Source organism: Planctomycetia bacterium (genome assembly GCA_015075745.1).
In the GTDB taxonomy this organism is placed as follows: Bacteria; Planctomycetota; Phycisphaerae; order UBA1845; family UTPLA1; genus UTPLA1.
In genome coordinates this window covers 244,615-261,510 of record JABTTW010000001.1, presented here as the reverse complement: position 1 = coordinate 261,510, position 16,896 = coordinate 244,615, and the positions used below count along the sequence as shown (strand labels likewise).

The following is a 16,896-nucleotide window of genomic DNA, read 5'->3' as shown; positions in this document are numbered from 1 at the left end:
AGCACCGCGGGCAAGGGCGCGAAGTGAACGGGGACCCTTGAATGGACGAGTTCAGAACTGTCTCCAGTGCCTTCGCCGTTCGGGTAAGGGCCAAATGGGGAATCTCGGTTTGGATCTTTCCACCAAAAAGTTAATCTTTCCGGCACTCGGATGCGGCCAAAAGCGTTTGGCACACAAATTGCGACGGTTATTTTCGAAGTGGACGCGAACTATCATCCCGGCGGCTCGCCAGTTTCTGGCCCGCCAATTTTTCACGATGGACCAATTCTCCCACGGAGCAAGAAATGTCCAGAACAATCGAACAACCGCAACCCAAACGCTCGATCAGTACAGGCTCGATGAAAGCCTTCGTCATGGAAGGAATTGGAAAAACGGGATTCACGGAAAAACCGATCCCCGACGTGGGTCCCAACGATGCCGTCATCAAAACAACGCGAGCGCTGGTTTGCACATCAGACGTCCACACCATCAAAGGAGCGATCGGCGACCGGCAAAATCTAACGCTCGGACACGAAGCAGTGGGCGTGATTCACAAACTGGGTAGCGAAGTGACCGGCTTCAAAGAAGGCGACCGTGTTTTGGTCGGTTCCATCACGCCCTGTTTTCAATGTGACAATTGCCAGCGCGGATACACGTCGCAATGTGACGGCATGCTGGGTGGGTGGAAGTACGCCAATGTGAAGGACGGCAGTTTCGCTGAGTATTTTCATGTTAGCGATGCGTTGGCCAACCTTTGCCCCATTCCCGACTCGATCTCGGATGACGTCGCGGTGTATGCAGCCGACATGCTGTCAACCGGTTTCATGGGCGCCGAACACGCGAACATTCCCATGGGCGGAACCGTGGCGGTTTTTGCTCAGGGCCCCGTCGGATTAATGGCCACGGTCGGAGCAAGATTACTCGGAGCTGGACAAATCATCGGCGTCGATGGTGTGGCCGAGCGATTGAAGCTGTCCAGGCATTTCGGCGCGGATGAAACGATCGACTTCAACAAGGTCGATACCGTTGAGGCGATCATGCAGCTCACAAACGGCAAAGGCGTCGATTCAGCGATCGAGTGTCTGGGCGCACAAACCACTTTTGAAGCCTGTGTCAAAGCAACTCGTCCGGGCGGCACGATCTCGGTTGCCGGCTACTTCGGTCATGGAGACAGCGTGGACATCCCGCGCGTTGAATGGGGCGTTGGCATGGGCGACAAGGTCATTCGCACAGGGCTTTGTCCCGGCGGCAACGTTCGAATGAGTCGCTTGCTGCGTCTGGTCGAAAGGGGTCGCGTCGATCCAAGCCCGCTGACAACGCATCGGTTCGCATTTAAAGAAGTTGACAAAGCGCTGCGAATGATGGAGACAAAGGAAGATGGCATCCTCAAGCCGTTGATCGAATTCGATTAAGAAATCGCAAACACCGGACCCTGGCAACTTGCTTTCCGAACGAGCTTGGCGATGCCGCCTCTGCGCACCTGCTCACCGAGGTATTTCGCGCGGTCTGGAAAAGTCCAAGCGGGTCCTGGAGGTCCAATTGCATGCGTGATGCCAAGGGCCGCGTGGTCGCGCGACGCCAGGAGAGAAAGCTGCAGGGTATCGTCGGCGTCCGAACGCCGGTACAATGAGACGCTCTGCCGCCAAGCTGCCGCGTTTAGTAGTTATGATAAAGTGGTTAACAAGTATGGAGATTACAAAATGACCCAACAAGTGATCAACGCATTACGCCAGACTGTCGCGAGTACCTACGCCCTGATTAGTCAGCTCCATGTCTGCCACTGGAACGTTCGCGGCAAGTCGTTCTTTTCCCTGCACGACGCATTCGAGGCACAGTACACCGAGCTCTTCTCGGCAGTAGATGCCATTGCGGAACGAATCCGAGCGATCGGTGGACTGGCGCCGGGAGGGCTCGGCACGCTCGCACGGATGGCCGAGATCAAAGAGGTCGCCGAGGACGCGACAGCCGAGCAGATGGTGACGCACCTCATCGAGGCTCACAAGAAGGTACTCAGTGATCTCGCGATTGCGCGTAGCATGGCCGCTGAAGCGAAAGACACACCGACCGAGGACATGATGATCGGACGGAAAAAAGTGCATGAGAAGTCAATTTGGATGTTGACGAGCTTTCTCGGTTGACACCGTACGACGGGCGCCATTAGTGGCCCAACATGGTGAACGAGGCGACGCCGGCGATACGGCCTCCCCTGCAGAGCTCGACCGAGGCACGGCCGCGCGCATCCGGCTTGGAATCATACTGATTCTCCAGGCCGTGATGGCCGTAGAGCTGATCCTTCTTTTCCACGAGCGCCTGTGGGTAAGCAGCGTCTGGCTGCTTGCAGTCATGGCGATCACGGCGGCGCCAGTGCTCCTGGGTCGGCGACTTCCCGTTCGTATCCCTCCGGAGTACGAGGTTCTTGCGATCCTGTTTGTGTTTGCCGCGCTCTTCCTGGGCGAGTTTCGAAACTATTATGCGCGATTATGGTGGTGGGATGTCGCCCTTCACGCGACGTCGGGCTTGTTGCTTGGCGTGGTTGGTTTCCTGCTGGTCTACGTGCTGAATGAGAACAGGCGCATCGACTTTCGTATGCGTCCCGGATTTGTTGCCCTCTTTGCCTTCGCTTTCTCCGTCGCTGGCGGCACGCTTTGGGAGATTTTCGAATTCGCCATGGATCAGGTCTTCGGAACGACCATGCAGAAGCCCATGCTCGGCGACCCTTCAGGCCTGACCGATACGATGTGGGACCTGATCGTCAATACCCTGGGAGCAGCCATCGTGAGCTGCTTTGGATGGTGGAACATGAGACGCAGTGCGCATTCGATCCTCGAAGTGTGGATCGAGAAATTCCTTGAACGGAACCCTCGCCTGTTCCACAACTCGGCCATGGACTCTGACTCCCAGGGCGTGGAGTAAGACCGCACGTCGATCGGCTCCTTCACGACATTCATCGCGTTCCTCGCCGTGGTACTCGAAAGGGAGAAAGCTGCAAGGTTTCGGAAATATCCTAATGCCCGTACTACGATGATCCCATCGTCAAGCTCCCGCGCTTAGCAGATGTGGTGAATCGATTATAAAGGAGAAACACGCATGGCCAGCACGTCAACGAATCGGGGCGTCGTGTACAAAGGCCCGGGCAACGTGGAGGTGGAGGGCATCGACTTTCCCAAGCTCGTGGATCCCAGGGGCAAACGAGCCGAGCACGGTGTGATCCTCAAGATTGTCGCCACGAACATCTGTGGCAGTGATCAGCACATGGTGCGTGGCCGCACCACGGCTGCTATTGGCCTGGTGCTGGGTCACGAGATCACGGGAGAGATCATTGAAGCCGGGCGTGACGTGGAGTTCTGCAAGGTCGGAGACCTGGTGTCCGTGCCGTTCAACGTCGCCTGCGGCCGCTGTCGAACATGCAGGGAGCAGCAGACCGGCATTTGCCTCACCGTCAATCCCGAGCGGGCGGGCGGCGCGTTCGGCTATGTGGACATGGGCGGATGGGTGGGGGGCCAGGCCGAGTACGTCATGGTCCCGTACGCCGACTTCAACCTCCTCAAATTCCCCGACAAGGACCAGGCCATGGCGAAGATCCGTGACCTGACCTGTCTGAGCGACATTCTCCCCACCGGTTATCACGGCGCGGTCACCGCGGGCGTCGGCCCGGGTTCGACGGTTTACATCGCCGGCGCCGGCCCGGTGGGCCTTGCGGCCGCCGCGGCGGCGCAGTTGCTGGGCGCGGCGGTGGTCATCGTCGGTGACATGAACGAGCGGCGGCTCGCGCATGCGCGCACCTTCGGCTGCGAGACCGTGGATCTCAAACAGTCCGGCTCACTCGGAGACAAGATTGCGCAGATCCTCGGCGTTCCCGAGGTGGACAGTGCGGTGGATTGTGTCGGCTACGAGGCGCGCGGTCACGGCGCGGAAGCGAGCAGCGAAGCCCCCGCGGCCGTGTTGAATGCGGCCATGGAGATCACCCGCACCGGTGGCGCGATCGGCATCCCCGGACTGTACGTCACCGACGACCCCGGCTCGAAGGACGCCGCGGCGCGCAAGGGGTCGCTCTCGATCCGCTTCGGGCTTGGCTGGGCCAAGAGCCACGCCTTGCATACCGGGCAGACGCCGGTGCTGAAGTACAACCGCCAGCTCATGATGGCCATCCTGCATAACCGAATCCAGATCGCCAAAGCGGTGAACGTCGTGGTCATCACGCTCGACGACGCACCGCGCGGCTACGCCGACTTCGACGAGGGCGTCGCCAAGAAGTTCCTCATCGATCCGCACGGTGTCCTGAAGAATGCCGGATAGAAGTGCGCAACAGTGGATTCCTGAGACTGGACATCTCGATTACCCTTTTCATTCGGCAGACGGACGTCACAAGACGTCAATGCCACTCCCAAAGGTGTGCATTGTCGGCGGTAGCATTATCGTCATCGCGGCTGCCAGAGTGCCGGCCGGCGCGATCGGCGCATGCGCGCCCAACATCGACAACTTGGCGGCGCTCGGCCCCGCCGTGGAACTGATCGCACAAAAACACTGCTCGCTGGGCATTAAGCCTGAACACGATCCCATCGTCGGTAAGTATTTGCTCGTGGGCGCATCACTCCTAAAGGGGCTCGTGCCTACGAACGACGCGGAGTCTTTCTTCTGAGGGCCTAAGCCTTGTCATGGTTGAAATGCTCCGCGCTCTGAGCGAGCGAAACCTCGACGATGCGCGAATTCGCCATGAGCTCTTCGGACCGAAACAGAACATTTGAAACGCTTGGCTCGCGCGATAACATGCCAATTGAAAACGTGATGCTTGTTTATTCCTGACCGGGGGGAGGGGGGAATTACTTTCGCGGTCGGCCAAGACCAACAAATGGATCGCCCATGGAATAGGTGGCCATTCGCCGGCAACTAGAATCAGTCCAGAGTCCCCCATGGGAATCCGCAAGATAGTCGACCTCGTTTCATTTCGATCGAATTCTGGTAGATTGCTGCGAGAGAGTGCCCGATTCACCCGGAGAAACAAAAGCCAAGATGCCAAGGTCTGACCACGATCCAACCCATTCCTCTCCGCCCCAAGGATTGCCGGTTTCCCCCTCACTCGAATGGGTGCTGGAAGCAGCGCAATTGCCCCTTCGCACCACCACTGTAGATCGACGAACGCTGTTCATTTCCGCTCTTTGTATCGGAATCGCGTTCGCCGCAGCCCTCGTAGCCCAGTTACTGATTCACCTGATCGGGTTCATCACGAATGTGTCGTTCTTCGGGCGGTTTTCTACCTCGTTTGCTTCGCCGGCCGACAACAACCTGGGGCTTTGGGTCATTCCAATCCCGGTCATGGGCGCAGTCGTCGTCGGACTCATGGCTCGTTTCGGCTCCGCAGCTATTCGCGGTCATGGCATTCCCGAGGCCATGGAACAGGTCTTGACGAATCAGAGCCGCATCGCCCCGCGAGTAACGCTGCTCAAGCCACTTTCCGCAGCCATCGCCATCGGCACCGGAGGCCCTTTCGGGGCTGAAGGACCTATTATTGCCACGGGCGGCGCCCTCGGCTCACTCATCGGGCAAATGTTCCGCATCACGGCCGACGAACGTAAAATACTCCTCGCCGCCGGCGCCGCGGCCGGCATGTCGGCTACATTCGGAAGCCCCGTCTCAGCCGTCCTTCTCGCCATCGAACTACTTCTTTTCGAGTACCGTCCTCGCTCGCTGATTCCCGTTGCATTGGCGAGTAGTGCTGCGGCAGCTCTCAGAATGAGCTTTGAAGGCTCGCATGCGATCTTTGCCATGCCTGATCTGGCTCAGCCCAGTGGACTGGCAATGTCGACCTACATCGTGCTTGGAGCCGTGGTCGGCGCTCTGTCAGTGCTCGTGACCCGGCTGGTCTACGCGATTGAGGATGCATTCGATCGGTTGCCTATCCATTGGATGTGGTGGCCCGCCATCGGCGCCGTCGCCGTCGGTGTCGTGGGTTACTTCGCACCGCGCACCCTTGGCGTTGGATATACGAACATCAGCGATATTCTATCGGGTAATCTGCCCGTCGCGGTGCTCCTGAGCCTTTGTGCGATGAAACTGATCTCCTGGTCAATTTCTCTGGGCAGCGGAACCTCCGGCGGAACACTGGCTCCGCTATTTACGATCGGCGGTGCCTTTGGTGCGGTTCTGGGTGCCTGGGCCGCTCACCTCTTTCCGCACGCCGGGATCGACCACCGCATCGCCGGGCTGGTCGGCATGGCTGCGATGTTCGCGGGCGCTTCCAGATCCCTCCTGGCGTCAATCGTATTTGCATTCGAGACGACATTGCAACCGTTGGGACTTCTGCCGCTCCTCGGTGGATGCACTGCTTCCTACTTCGTATCGTACCTCCTCATGCGTCAGACGATCATGACCGAGAAGATCGCCCGCCGTGGAATTCGTGTACCTCACGAATATTCCGCCGACTTCTTCGATCAGGTGCTGGTACAGGATGTTGCCTCGACAAAGGTCGTGACATTAAATGCAAGTGATCTCTTGGGCACGGTTCGCGACTGGATCACCTCAGGCGTACCAGGCTCATCCCATCAGGGTTTTCCGGTTGTGGATGCCGCGGGCACAATCGTTGGCGTGCTGACCCGTCGCGATTTGCTCGACCCCGCACTATCTCCGAACACGCAACTTCAAGAGCTGATTCGCCGTCCGCCCCTGATCGTTTATGGCGACTGCACGCTTCGCCAGGCCTCCGACCACATGGTTAACCACAACATCGGCCGTATTCCGGTGGTCAGCCGAAAGAAACCGCAGCAGCTCATCGGCATGATCACTCGAAGTGATTTGCTCTCCGCTCACCGCCGCCGCCTGGCTGACACAATTCAGGAAAAGCCGACGATTGAGTTTTCTATGCCCCGCAAACCCAGTCGAAAGAGCGGCCCCAACAGCGGCCCCAACCGCGCCGGTTCATAAGCATCTTCGTTATCGCGGGTCCACCAGCGAGGGCCCAAAGCGTATACGCCCCAAAACGTAGACGCCGCTTTTTCTTGTCCTGGAGTGTGTTTGTTTCGGGATTCGCTTCAGCCAACACGAGCCCGGTTGCTGGAGCGGATGAGCCAGATCTTCGATGTCGCGGACCGCTATCATGCTCGATCTGCCTTCGAGCAATTTCGGTAGACGATTTCAATCAACGGATTTCCCAGCCCGCCCGGCAGCGATGCCGAAGCTTGTCCGCCGGCTTCCAGCTTCGACGTCCCTGGCGATTGGACATTGCGCTCCTCCGTGCGACCAACACCGCTGCCTCTCCCCGGCAAAGCCTCCCCCGCGGGAGGGGAAGAGGCTCAGGGAAAAGGCGTCCGACGGGAAACCTGCGAAGCTGCTTCCCCCTCAAGGGACTCGGAGAAACCACCACCATAACCGATGGGCAAACTGTCTCATTTGGAGTGAAGCACTACAGGTATTGACTAAATGAACATGCTCAGTGTTTTTCATTTCGCAATGATTCACCCGAGCACCTGGGCCTCGACCGACAAGACCGCCGGCAAATCGCGAACCACGGGCGACCAATTATCGCCCGAATCCGCCGACGCATACACCTGCCCGCCGGTGGTTCCGAAGTAAATGCCGCAGGGGTCGAGCGTGTCCGTGCTCATTGCCCCGCGCAGGATGTTCACGTAGCAGTCGCTCTGCGGGAGGCCCTTGGTGAGCGGTTCCCACTCGTTGCCACCGACGCGGCTGCGGTAGACGCGCAGCTTGCCCTCGGGCGGGTAGTGCAGCGAGTCGCTGAGGATCGGCACGACATAGACCGTCTCCGGCTCGTGGGCGTGGACGACAACGGGAAAGCCGAAGTCGCTGGGGAGATTGCCGCTGACTTTTTTCCACGTGTCGCCGGCGTCGTCGCTGCGGCAGACGTGCCAGTGCAATTGCATGAACAGCGTATTCGGCCGCTTGGCATTCAGGGCGATGCGATGCACGCAGAAGCCAACTTCGACGTTTGGGTCCGGCAGGTACTGCGACGTCAGCCCCTTATTCTTCGGGGCCCAGGTCTTGCCGCCGTCGTCGGTGCGAAAGACGCCTGCCGCGGAGATGGCGATGTGCATGCGATTCGGGTTCGTCGCGTCCTGCACGATGGTGTGCAGGCCCATGCCGCCTGCGCCCGGCTGCCACATCGAGCCGGTGCCGTGGCCGCGAAGGCCGGACAGCTCGTGCCAGGTCTTGCCGCCGTCAGTCGTGCGAAAAATGGCGGCATCCTCGACGCCCGCGTAAGCCGTGTCCGGATCGGAGAGCGACGGCTCGATGTGCCAGACGCGCTTGAACTCCCAGGGACGCTGATTGCCGTCGAAGTACTGGTGGGTGTTGAGCGGCTTGCCGGTTTGTGGTGACACGTCATAGACGAACATGTTGCTCCCGCCCTTGGGCATGCCATCTGGCCCCATGAGGTCCTCAGGCTTGGTGCCGGGCGGGTTCCACGTCTTACCGCCGTCGTCGGAACGCTGGATGATCTGACCGAACCAGCCGCTGGACTGCGAAGCATAGATGCGATTCGGATCAACCGTCGAGCCTTTCAAATGATAAATCTCCCAGCCGCCGAAGTGCGGCCCGGAGACCTCCCATTTCTTGCGCGCCGCATCGGAGGTGAGGATGAAAGCGCCTTTTTTGGTGCCGACGAGGACTCGAACGCGACTCATGTCTTGCTCCTTATTCGTAAATGTAAATGGTGCTCGGCCGGGAGAATTATGGCCGATGGACGCGGCCGACGCGAGAGGCGGCGATGCGCAGGGGGCGGTCCCCCCATTGGCGAATCAGAGCCGCCCGGTCGTCAGGCCTTGACGATCTTGGCGCGGCCCTGTCGCACGTTCACCGTTGCGTTGCGGGTGTCGATCACCAGCTTGGAGTTCTTCACGATCATGGCGTAGTCGTAGGCCGAATGATCGGTGGAGATGATCACCGCGTCGTACTTCTTGAGCTGGGCCGCGGTGAGCGGGACACTCTTCATGCCCAGGTCGTGCTCGCGCCCCTTGTGCGTCTTGGGCACGTGCGGATCGTTGTAGTCCACCTTCGCGCCGTGCTTCCAGAGAAGATGAATCAACTCGATGCTCGGACTCTCGCGGATATCGTCGACGTCCTTTTTGTAGGCCAGGCCGAGCACCAGGATCTTCGATCCCTTCAGCGCCTTGCCGTGATCGTTCATCGCGTTCATCAGTCGACTGATGACGTACTCCGGCATGCGGGTGTTGATCTCGCCGGCCAGCTCGATGAAGCGCGTCGACTCGCCGTATTGCCGGGCCTTCCACGTGAGATAAAACGGGTCAATCGGGATGCAGTGGCCGCCGAGGCCCGGGCCGGGATAAAAGGCGGAGAAGCCGAATGGCTTGGTCTTGGCCGCGTTGATCACTTCCCAGACATCGATGCCCATCTTGTCGAAGAGCGTCTTGAGCTCGTTGACCATCGCGATGTTCACGCAGCGATAGACGTTTTCCAGAATCTTCGCCGCCTCGGCGACTTCGCAGCTCCCGACCGGCACCACGGCGCGGATCGCGCCGGAATAGAGCGCCACAGCGAGTTTGCGGCTCGTGGGGTTCAGCCCGCCGACGACCTTGGGAATCGTCTCGGTCGAGTAATCCTTCCGACCGGGGTCTTCGCGCTCCGGGCTGAAGGCCAGGAAGAAGTCGCGGCCGGCCTTGAGCCCGCTTCCTTTTTCGAGGATGGGCATGACCAGCTCGCGCGTCGTGCCGGGGTAGGTGGTCGATTCGAGAATGACGAGCTGCCCCTTGCGGAGTTCCTTGGCGATGGCGTGGGCCGTCGACTCGACGTAGGTCATGTCCGGGTCGCGCGTCTTGGAAAGGGGCGTGGGGACGCAGATGATGATGGCGTCCGGCTTGCTCAGCTCCCGAAAGTCCGCGGTGGCCCGGAAGCGCCCGGCCTTCCTCAGTCCGGCGATCATCGCATCGGGAATGTGCTTGATATAGCTCTTGCCGGCGTTGAGCATCCGGACCTTGTTCGGGTCTACATCAAAGCCAATACAGGTGAACCCGCTGTTGCCGAAGGTCCGGGCCAGGGGCAGTCCGACGTAGCCCATTCCCATGATGCCGACCACGGCCTTTTTGCTGCGAATTCGCTTCTCCAGTTCAGCCGCTTTCACGCTTGCGTCTCCAAGTGGTGCAGATCCAACCCCTTACGATACAGGGCGGAAGGGGGATTAGAAGGGAGCACGCCGGGAGGGGCAAGTGAAGTCGCCAAACCGGTCTTCAGCGGCGATTAAGAATCCAGCAGCGCCGCCGTCATGGGCTGAATATCCAGTCCGTCAACGGATTCGTCGTTGTTCAGATCGCTGCGGGCAACGTGCATCGGATCGACATCCTGATCGGTCAGGACGGCCGCGAAGAGGTCGGCGTCAATCAGGTCCACGTCACCATCGCCGTCGATGTCGCCGGGCACCTCGGGATTCGGGATCAGCTCGATGCGATCAAATGCGGCGGTGTTCCCGACGAATCCGTTCCACAAGGTGACGCTCACGTAATCGACGTTGCTGATCACGACGCCGTCGCCAAGTGTCGGCAAGAACGAAGTGAATGGTATGTCAAAGGTGCTGGCGCCGGTGGTGGTGATCGTGAAGGTGGGCGAGCCGCTGGAGCGACTGCTGCCGGGGACGGAGGTGGCTAGCCGCGCCTGTAGCCGAAGTCGAGTCATGCTCTGGCTGATGTGAAAGCGAATGCCGCTGTAGCCGCTCCAGTCTTGATTAAGTTGGTTTGTCGAAATCGCCACCATGCCTCCGGGGGTCACGCGCCATCCCCAGCCGAGGTTGACCTGGCCGAGTCCGGTGGAGTCGATGCGAAACGTCCCCACGTTTTCATCGAGGGTCAGGGTTCCGGACTGGTAGTTGTTAATGAACGAAAACGCCCGCCATCCGCCCAACGCCGCCGAGGGACTTTCGTAGCCCATCACTTCCTGCGTCGAGTTCAGGACCACGCCGCCGTCGGTGAAGTCGTCAATCAACTGCCCCCGGGTCTGGGCCGCAAAGGCTCCGAAACAGATCGTCAGGCTAAGTGTCCAGGTGAATCGATTCATGGATGGCACTCCTTATTTGAGTTCAACGGGCAGGCGCCGGAAATCGCAGCCGGCGACCCGTAACTCAGTTCGCAGAACCTCGAAGAAAGCCATCATCGAAAAACGGAATTGGGATGAAACCGGGCGAAACGGCCGTTTAGGAAGGTTGGGGCGAGGCAAGGGCATAAGTCCCGGATGGGCCCGGAGCGCAGGATTGCCCCGGGCCCGATCCGGAGGGGAGCAGGATTCAATCATCTGCGTCGAAGCAGCCCTCTACTCTCTGACCCGAATTATCTTGCCCGAAATCGATCATCGGCCATACGATTGGTGAGTGCCAAAGGGCATCGGTCGTGCCAGGCCCGGGTTCACGCGATCGCAAAAGGCCGCTCAAGAAGCCATACGAAAATGCTATGATGAACCCGCAAGGCGTCGGAACGGGCCATGGGGCCGCAAGCCAAAGGGAGCAGGTGTGGCAATGCAGGGCGACGGACGTGGGATGAAAGACCTCATTCCCGAGGTCTATGACGAGCTTCGCCAGGCCGCGGCCCACTTTTTTCGCCGGCAGCCCGCCGGATTTACCCTGCAACCCACCGAGCTGGTCAACGAGGCCTGCATCCACCTGATGCGCCATGCGCCGGACCAGTGGAACGACGCCCATCACTTCCGGGCAATCGCCACCAAAAAAGTCTGGCAGGTGGTCGTCGACCACATCAAGGCGAGGGAGTCGCAGAAGCGCGGCGGCGCAGGCATTCTGATCAAGAAAAACACGCCGGACGAGGCCGCGCCCAGTGAGGCGAAGGCCGATGTCGAGGATGAGTCGCAAACAGACGAGCCGGCCAAGGGTCGTTGGAAGCGCATTCCGCTCGAAGACGTTTCCATCGACTGGCAGAATCAGACGATCGATCTTCTCGATCTGGCGCAGGCGGTTGAAGAGCTTGGCGTCGAAGGCAGCCGATTGCGCGAGGTGGTCATGCTCCACTGGTTCGGCGGCATGAAATACGCGGACGTGGCGACGATACTCGGGGTCAGCGCGAGCACGGTGGAGAAGGACTTCCGCTATGCACTGGCCTGGCTGGGCCGGCGATTGTCGGGAGACTCTCAAGGTGCGAACCCGGTTTCATGAGAAGGTGCAGGCGATTGTGATCGCCGCCACCCAACTGCCGCGCGAGGAGCAGGCGGCGTACATCGCGCGCGCGGCCGGTGGAGACGAAAGGATTCGGGCCGAAGCTCAGTCATTAATGCCGTATTTCTCGCCTGACGAGATCGCCGATCCGAAGTCGCCGTGTGGTCCCGCTTTTACGGGGGGAACCACCACTTTTCGCGACGAATTCGGGAGCCCGATCGACGAAGCCGACGAGGCGATGAAATCCCTCAGGTACATCGATCAGTATCGGGTCGAGTGTGTCCTGGGCCGGGGCGGGATGGGCGTCGTCTATCGGGGAAAACACGTCACATCCGGGCGGACGGTGGCGATCAAGGTGCTGCGTGCGTCGCTGTCCGAAGCGGCCGATCGTCGGCGATTCGCGTTTGAAGCCGAGATCATGCGGCGGCTCCATCATCCCGGCATCGCCTCGATGATTCACGCGAACATGACCGAGAGCGCCTTTCATGCCCGGCCCTATTTCGTGATGGAATACGTGCGCGGCGTTCCGCTGACCGACTATGCCCGGGAGCGTGGACTCTCTTCGCGCGAGCGGCTGGCGCTAATGACGCGCGTCTGCGAGGTCGTCGAGTATGCCCACGAGCGCGGCATCATCCACCTCGATCTCAAGCCGAGCAATATCCTCGTCGACGATGAGGGCCGGCCGAAGATTCTCGATTTCGGCATCTCGCAGGTCATGTCGATTCCGCTGCCGTTTCTTCGTGAGGAGGGCGGGCCGGTGGCATGCACCCCGCGCTATGCGAGCCCGGAACAGCTCAGCGGCCGCCCGAGCGCCTTGACGCCGCGTTGCGATGTCTATGCCCTGGGGATGATTGCCTACGAGCTATTGACGGGGCAATTGCCGTCTTACGAGGCGGGGCGGATTCTGCTGAAGCTTTACGACCTGCAACTGAGCGATCTGCCCGACGCCGATGTCAACCGCACGCGTGAGTTTCGATATTACATCGGCTGCATCCTCGCGCGCTCGCTTCATCGAACGGTGAGCCGGCGGTACCTCTCAGCGGGAGTGCTGGGGGCCGACCTTGAGGCGCTGGGCGAGTGCTTCGTGCGCGTTTCAAAATGGGCGGCGCTGACCAAGTGGCTGACGCCGGGCTCTTGGCGATCGGCCAAGTCACCTGTCGATCGCTGGCAGCGAAGCAGCGTTGCTGACCCGCTTTATGCCGTGCTGCGCATGCGTCTGGCGGCGTCGATGGAGTCCATTTCGATGGACCAGCGCGGCGAGCAACTGTTCGTGGATTAGCACGTCACTGTTTTTTTTCTGCCGAGGGGCCGAGTCGTTCCAAATTGGCTTTGGCGGACTCGTAGTCCGGCCGGATGCGCAGCGCCGTCTCAAAGCACTTCCTCGCGCCGGCGAAATCGCCCTGTCTGGCGAGGAGCGTTCCGAGTTGGTTCTGAACCGTGAACAGGCCCGGGCTGATCCTGACCGCTTCACGGTATGCGGCGATGGCCCCGGCGCCATCGGACTGGGACTCCAGACAAATGCCCAGCCTCATCCACAGTCGCGCGTCGGCCGGCGTCTGCGCGATCGCCGCGCGAAAGGCCTCGATGGCGCGCGGCAGGTCTTTGGCCAAGATGCACGTCTCGGCAAGCCGTGTCAGGATGGTAACATCTTCGGGAGCGCTCTCGCGCGCCCGGGCCAGGGCGCTGACGGCCTCGGCATACCTGCCGCCGGCGCGAAGCAGTTCGCTGAGCGCAAACATCTGGTCGGTGATCTGGGCGGGGGTGAGTGATAGCCCGGCGACGAGGCGCTCGGCCTCCGACGGGCGACCCCGCACGGTCTGCACCACGGACATCAGCACCCGGGCATCGACGTCATTGGGATAATGCTCGAGGGCCTTGCCGAGATACGTTTCAGCGTTGTCGATGGCCCCGAAGGTGAGGAAGGTCCGGGCCATACCGACCGAATACCACGGACGCCCAACGCCGCCGATCAACCTCGCGAACCCACCGATGGATTCATCCGGCTCGGGCGTTCTGGGCGTGAACGGCTGATTCGGATCGATTCGGTAACGGGCAATCAGGCCTGCATTGGCCGGGAAATCTTTGACATAGACGAGGTTGCGATGGTCGAGGTGGACGAGGGCCCACTGCGGATTGGCGGCGAGCTCGGCCAGCAGCCATCCGAACGAATCCCGCTGCACGATGACGGTGCTAATGCCATATCGCGCGGCAAGGGCGTCAATGTCCGAATGGCCCGTGAAGTATTCCCGCAGGAACTCATCGCCATAGACCTCTAGTCGGCCGTCGACATAGACGCGGAACTTGTCGTGCGCGGCCCAGAGCAGATAGTTGCTGTCGCCCATCGAGGAATAGACCTCCGGCGATGCTCCGGCCTCTTTGAGAAATTCGACCGCCTGTCGCGGGATGTTCTGCTCGACAACGCCCAGGCCCGCGCGACGGTTGTCGCTTTGAGACTGCGAAAAGCGATTCGACGCGGCGTACCATGCTAAACAAAGCAGGGCGACGGTCAGCGCCATTTGGCCAAACGGAGTGAACTGGCTCTTTGTTAACGGGGCAGCCGGGTCTCGGACAGCGCGGCGCGCGACATTGTCGCTGAGATTCATCAGCGCCGCCTGCGCGGCGACCATGGAAAACAGGGCGAGATTCCGAATCGACGTCAGCGCGAGGTAGGCGAAAGCGAGGAAGACCAGCAACCGCGCCGCGGGGTGCCGCCGGCCTTCGGTCAAAAAAGTGCCAAGGCCGATGACGAACAACAGCGCGGCGGCCCAGACGATCCACGACCATGTGTAAATCGGCAGGCTGGTCAGGCCGCGCAGCTCGTCGATGTGCTGCGAGAGGAAATGACTCTGACGCGACTCGGCAAATAACTTGAAGGGGAAGAGCGCGCCGCGAAGGAAATAGGGATTCGCAAAACAGGCGACGCTGGCAAGCATCGCGGTGGCAAGCAATCGCCCGCGGATGGAAAATCGCGGGCCGCCCGCCGAGGACGTGCCGCGCGGGCACTGGCTGCTCTCCGCGAGGTCCACCGGTCGAATGAAACTGCCGACCCAGTAAAGCCAGCAAACAACGGGCCCGAGGATGAAGAGGGTATGGGAGTTCGTCCAGACGATCTGCGCCAGCGGCATGAACCACAATCCCCGCCGGCACCGGTCGGAGGCGAGCCGTTCCAGCGAGACGACAAACGTGGCGAGGAAGAGATAGGTGACCAGCTCCGGCCGCACGGCAAAGCGGCCGACGGAGGCGATGACCGCAAGCGCAAGGAGCACCGGCCCGGCAAGCGAGTTCATCGCGCGACGCGCCGGCCACGCAATCATCGCGAAGGTTACAAGGAGAATGAGCGCCTTTGCCGCGATGAGCAGGCCGGGCCCACCCCATTGCCAGCCCAGGTATGTCCCGAGGCAAAAGAGCCAGCGAAGCTCAATCCATTCGTGGCCGGTCACGGTGTACGAAAAGACATCCGCAGTGGGGACGCGGCCGCTTTCGAAGATCAGTCGTCCGGTGGAAAGCTGCCACCAGATATCCGGTGACCATATGCCCTCAATGGAAAACGCCAGGATGACAAGTGCAACGCTGACCAGGGATGCAATTGCAGGCGTCGACCATCGTGCCTTGGCCATGCCGGGTTGAGACATCGGGCCCAGTATAGCTGAGGCAGCATGCGAATGAAGAGGCCGTGGGCGAAGGGGGCTCACTCACTTCGCGCGGTCGGCGTCCGATCTAGAGAAACTCGGGAGCAACGCGGGACATTCTGAAAATCCCCTTGTCTATCTTGCCCATAGGTCGATTCGGGGCCCGAAAATCGGGATGAAATAGTCTGATCCCCAAACGCCCCCCCCCCCCCCCGGTGAATTCTGATCTCGCCGCCGGTACAATGAACGTGGGCCGCCAGCCTTTTCGCCCCGGGGGCCGCGCAGCATGAATCGCCTGCCGACAATCCTGACCACTGCCGCCATCCTGGCATCGGTAGCTGCCGCGCGAGTTGATGCAGATTTGGTTATTACCGAGTGGGCCTTTGGTACCGGCATTTCCGATTTCGCTCTGAACGGCGGCGTCGCACAAGATTTCACACTGGTTGTCCAAAATCCATTTCAAGATTCGCACCTAGCAAAATATCAGGGGTCCATTACGAACGCGGATTACGATTTTTCCTGGCTTCTCGACGAGGCCCATTTCGACATCACCACGACGCATCACTTGGCGCAGCTCGACGGCCAGACCACGACTTCCGGCCGCATTTTCCTCACGCCGTCGGTCGATTCCCTCGTCGCCTTCTCCGGCAACTGGCAATACGCCTGGCCTTCTGCCGCGCTCGGCCAAACGGGATTCGTGATGGCCGTTATCGACCTTGCGATGGAAGACCCGATTGCCATCGAATTTGAGTTTGGCGGAAACGTCGGTGTCGGTCCGCCCTTTGGAACCATTAACCTTTCCGGCAGCGCATTCATTCCAGCCGGTGGACAGTACATGCTTCACTACTCGGCAAACGTCGATCACATCGACCCCACGCCGCCCGGCATCTTCGGCGAAGCCTCCGGCGAATTTCACTTCACCATCACCCCAATCCCCGAGCCCGCCGCCGCGTTGCTGCTCGCGCTGCCCATCCTCGCCAAGCGCTCCCGTCGTCCGCGCTAGCTTTCAAGAAGCTGTTTGGTATTGCACAGGAGCGCCTGCACCGATCACATGGTTTAGGGGCGCCACCAAGGCCCGGAGGGCCAACGATGGTTGCCGGTGGTTTCAACCACCGGATAGCGAGCCTCTCATTTCTTCACCGCACGGCAGGGCGGACGAGGGCTGGTCATCCA

Annotated in this window: 12 protein-coding genes and 1 pseudogene; 9 read left to right on the top strand and 4 right to left on the bottom strand. The window is 60.5% G+C overall.

Features of this window, described 5'->3' with window-relative positions:
* Positions 1-338 precede the first annotated feature (338 nt).
* From HS101_01040 to HS101_01015, 6 genes and pseudogenes are all read left to right on the top strand, one after another.
* Entirely contained in the window at positions 339-1,391 is a 1,053-nt protein-coding gene (locus HS101_01040; protein MBE7504852.1) for an NAD(P)-dependent alcohol dehydrogenase, read from the top strand.
* 288 nt (positions 1,392-1,679) lie between these two features.
* Complete coding sequence (locus HS101_01035) at positions 1,680-2,117, top strand: DNA starvation/stationary phase protection protein (protein MBE7504851.1); 438 nt, start codon at positions 1,680-1,682, stop codon at positions 2,115-2,117.
* A gap of 136 nt (positions 2,118-2,253) precedes the next feature.
* Positions 2,254-2,892: a hypothetical protein gene (locus tag HS101_01030; protein MBE7504850.1), complete on the top strand. Its 639-nt coding sequence runs from the start codon at positions 2,254-2,256 to the stop codon at positions 2,890-2,892.
* Between the two features lie 174 nt (positions 2,893-3,066).
* On the top strand, positions 3,067-4,275 hold the full coding sequence (fdhA, locus tag HS101_01025; protein ID MBE7504849.1) for a formaldehyde dehydrogenase, glutathione-independent: 1,209 nt from the start codon (positions 3,067-3,069) through the stop codon (positions 4,273-4,275).
* Between the two features lie 145 nt (positions 4,276-4,420).
* A pseudogene (locus tag HS101_01020) lies at positions 4,421-4,558 on the top strand (NO-inducible flavohemoprotein).
* Between the two features lie 431 nt (positions 4,559-4,989).
* Positions 4,990-6,897 (top strand): chloride channel protein, encoded by a 1,908-nt coding sequence (locus tag HS101_01015; GenBank protein MBE7504848.1) that lies wholly within the window; start codon positions 4,990-4,992, stop codon positions 6,895-6,897.
* A gap of 530 nt (positions 6,898-7,427) precedes the next feature.
* On the opposite strand, the gene HS101_01010 is transcribed toward HS101_01015, so the two are convergent.
* The 3 genes from HS101_01010 to HS101_01000 all read right to left on the bottom strand — a co-directional run bounded on the left by HS101_01010 (position 7,428) and on the right by HS101_01000 (position 10,992).
* Positions 7,428-8,612 (bottom strand): exo-alpha-sialidase, encoded by a 1,185-nt coding sequence (locus tag HS101_01010; protein MBE7504847.1) that lies wholly within the window; start codon positions 8,610-8,612, stop codon positions 7,428-7,430.
* Between the two features lie 131 nt (positions 8,613-8,743).
* Positions 8,744-10,009, bottom strand: coding sequence for a nucleotide sugar dehydrogenase (locus HS101_01005; protein MBE7504846.1), 1,266 nt, complete (start codon positions 10,007-10,009; stop codon positions 8,744-8,746).
* 173 nt (positions 10,010-10,182) lie between these two features.
* A complete protein-coding gene (locus HS101_01000; GenBank protein ID MBE7504845.1) occupies positions 10,183-10,992 on the bottom strand; it encodes a hypothetical protein in 810 nt (269 codons plus the stop codon).
* A gap of 454 nt (positions 10,993-11,446) precedes the next feature.
* Between HS101_01000 and HS101_00995 the strand changes: the two genes are divergently transcribed.
* Together HS101_00995 and HS101_00990 are read left to right on the top strand one after the other, a co-directional pair.
* Positions 11,447-12,094, top strand: coding sequence for a sigma-70 family RNA polymerase sigma factor (locus HS101_00995; protein MBE7504844.1), 648 nt, complete (start codon positions 11,447-11,449; stop codon positions 12,092-12,094).
* Positions 12,075-13,373, top strand: a complete 1,299-nt coding sequence (locus tag HS101_00990) for a serine/threonine protein kinase (GenBank protein ID MBE7504843.1) — start codon at positions 12,075-12,077, stop codon at positions 13,371-13,373. The genes HS101_00995 and HS101_00990 overlap by 20 nt, the downstream gene beginning before the upstream one ends.
* A 4-nt stretch (positions 13,374-13,377) precedes the next feature.
* Here the strand turns inward: HS101_00990 and HS101_00985 are convergent, their stop codons facing one another.
* Positions 13,378-15,711 carry a tetratricopeptide repeat protein gene (locus tag HS101_00985; protein ID MBE7504842.1) on the bottom strand — a complete coding sequence of 778 codons (2,334 nt, stop codon included), beginning with the start codon at positions 15,709-15,711 and terminating at the stop codon, positions 13,378-13,380.
* Positions 15,712-16,009: 298 nt separating this feature from the next.
* Between HS101_00985 and HS101_00980 the strand changes: the two genes are divergently transcribed.
* Positions 16,010-16,726, top strand: a complete 717-nt coding sequence (locus tag HS101_00980; GenBank protein MBE7504841.1) for a hypothetical protein — start codon at positions 16,010-16,012, stop codon at positions 16,724-16,726.
* Positions 16,727-16,896 lie beyond the last annotated feature (170 nt).

Coding starts and splice junctions, on each gene's coding strand:
- HS101_01035 (MBE7504851.1), top strand. CDS start 1,680: ATGACCCAACAAGTGATCAACGCATTACGCCAGACTGTCGCGAGTACC.
- HS101_01005 (MBE7504846.1), bottom strand. CDS start 10,009: ATGGGAATGGGCTACGTCGGACTGCCCCTGGCCCGGACCTTCGGCAAC.
- fdhA (MBE7504849.1), top strand. CDS start 3,067: ATGGCCAGCACGTCAACGAATCGGGGCGTCGTGTACAAAGGCCCGGGC.
- HS101_01000 (MBE7504845.1), bottom strand. CDS start 10,992: ATGAATCGATTCACCTGGACACTTAGCCTGACGATCTGTTTCGGAGCC.
- HS101_00980 (MBE7504841.1), top strand. CDS start 16,010: ATGAATCGCCTGCCGACAATCCTGACCACTGCCGCCATCCTGGCATCG.
- HS101_01015 (MBE7504848.1), top strand. CDS start 4,990: ATGCCAAGGTCTGACCACGATCCAACCCATTCCTCTCCGCCCCAAGGA.
- HS101_01040 (MBE7504852.1), top strand. CDS start 339: ATGAAAGCCTTCGTCATGGAAGGAATTGGAAAAACGGGATTCACGGAA.
- HS101_00995 (MBE7504844.1), top strand. CDS start 11,447: ATGCAGGGCGACGGACGTGGGATGAAAGACCTCATTCCCGAGGTCTAT.
- HS101_00985 (MBE7504842.1), bottom strand. CDS start 15,711: ATGGCCAAGGCACGATGGTCGACGCCTGCAATTGCATCCCTGGTCAGC.
- HS101_01030 (MBE7504850.1), top strand. CDS start 2,254: ATGGCCGTAGAGCTGATCCTTCTTTTCCACGAGCGCCTGTGGGTAAGC.
- HS101_01010 (MBE7504847.1), bottom strand. CDS start 8,612: ATGAGTCGCGTTCGAGTCCTCGTCGGCACCAAAAAAGGCGCTTTCATC.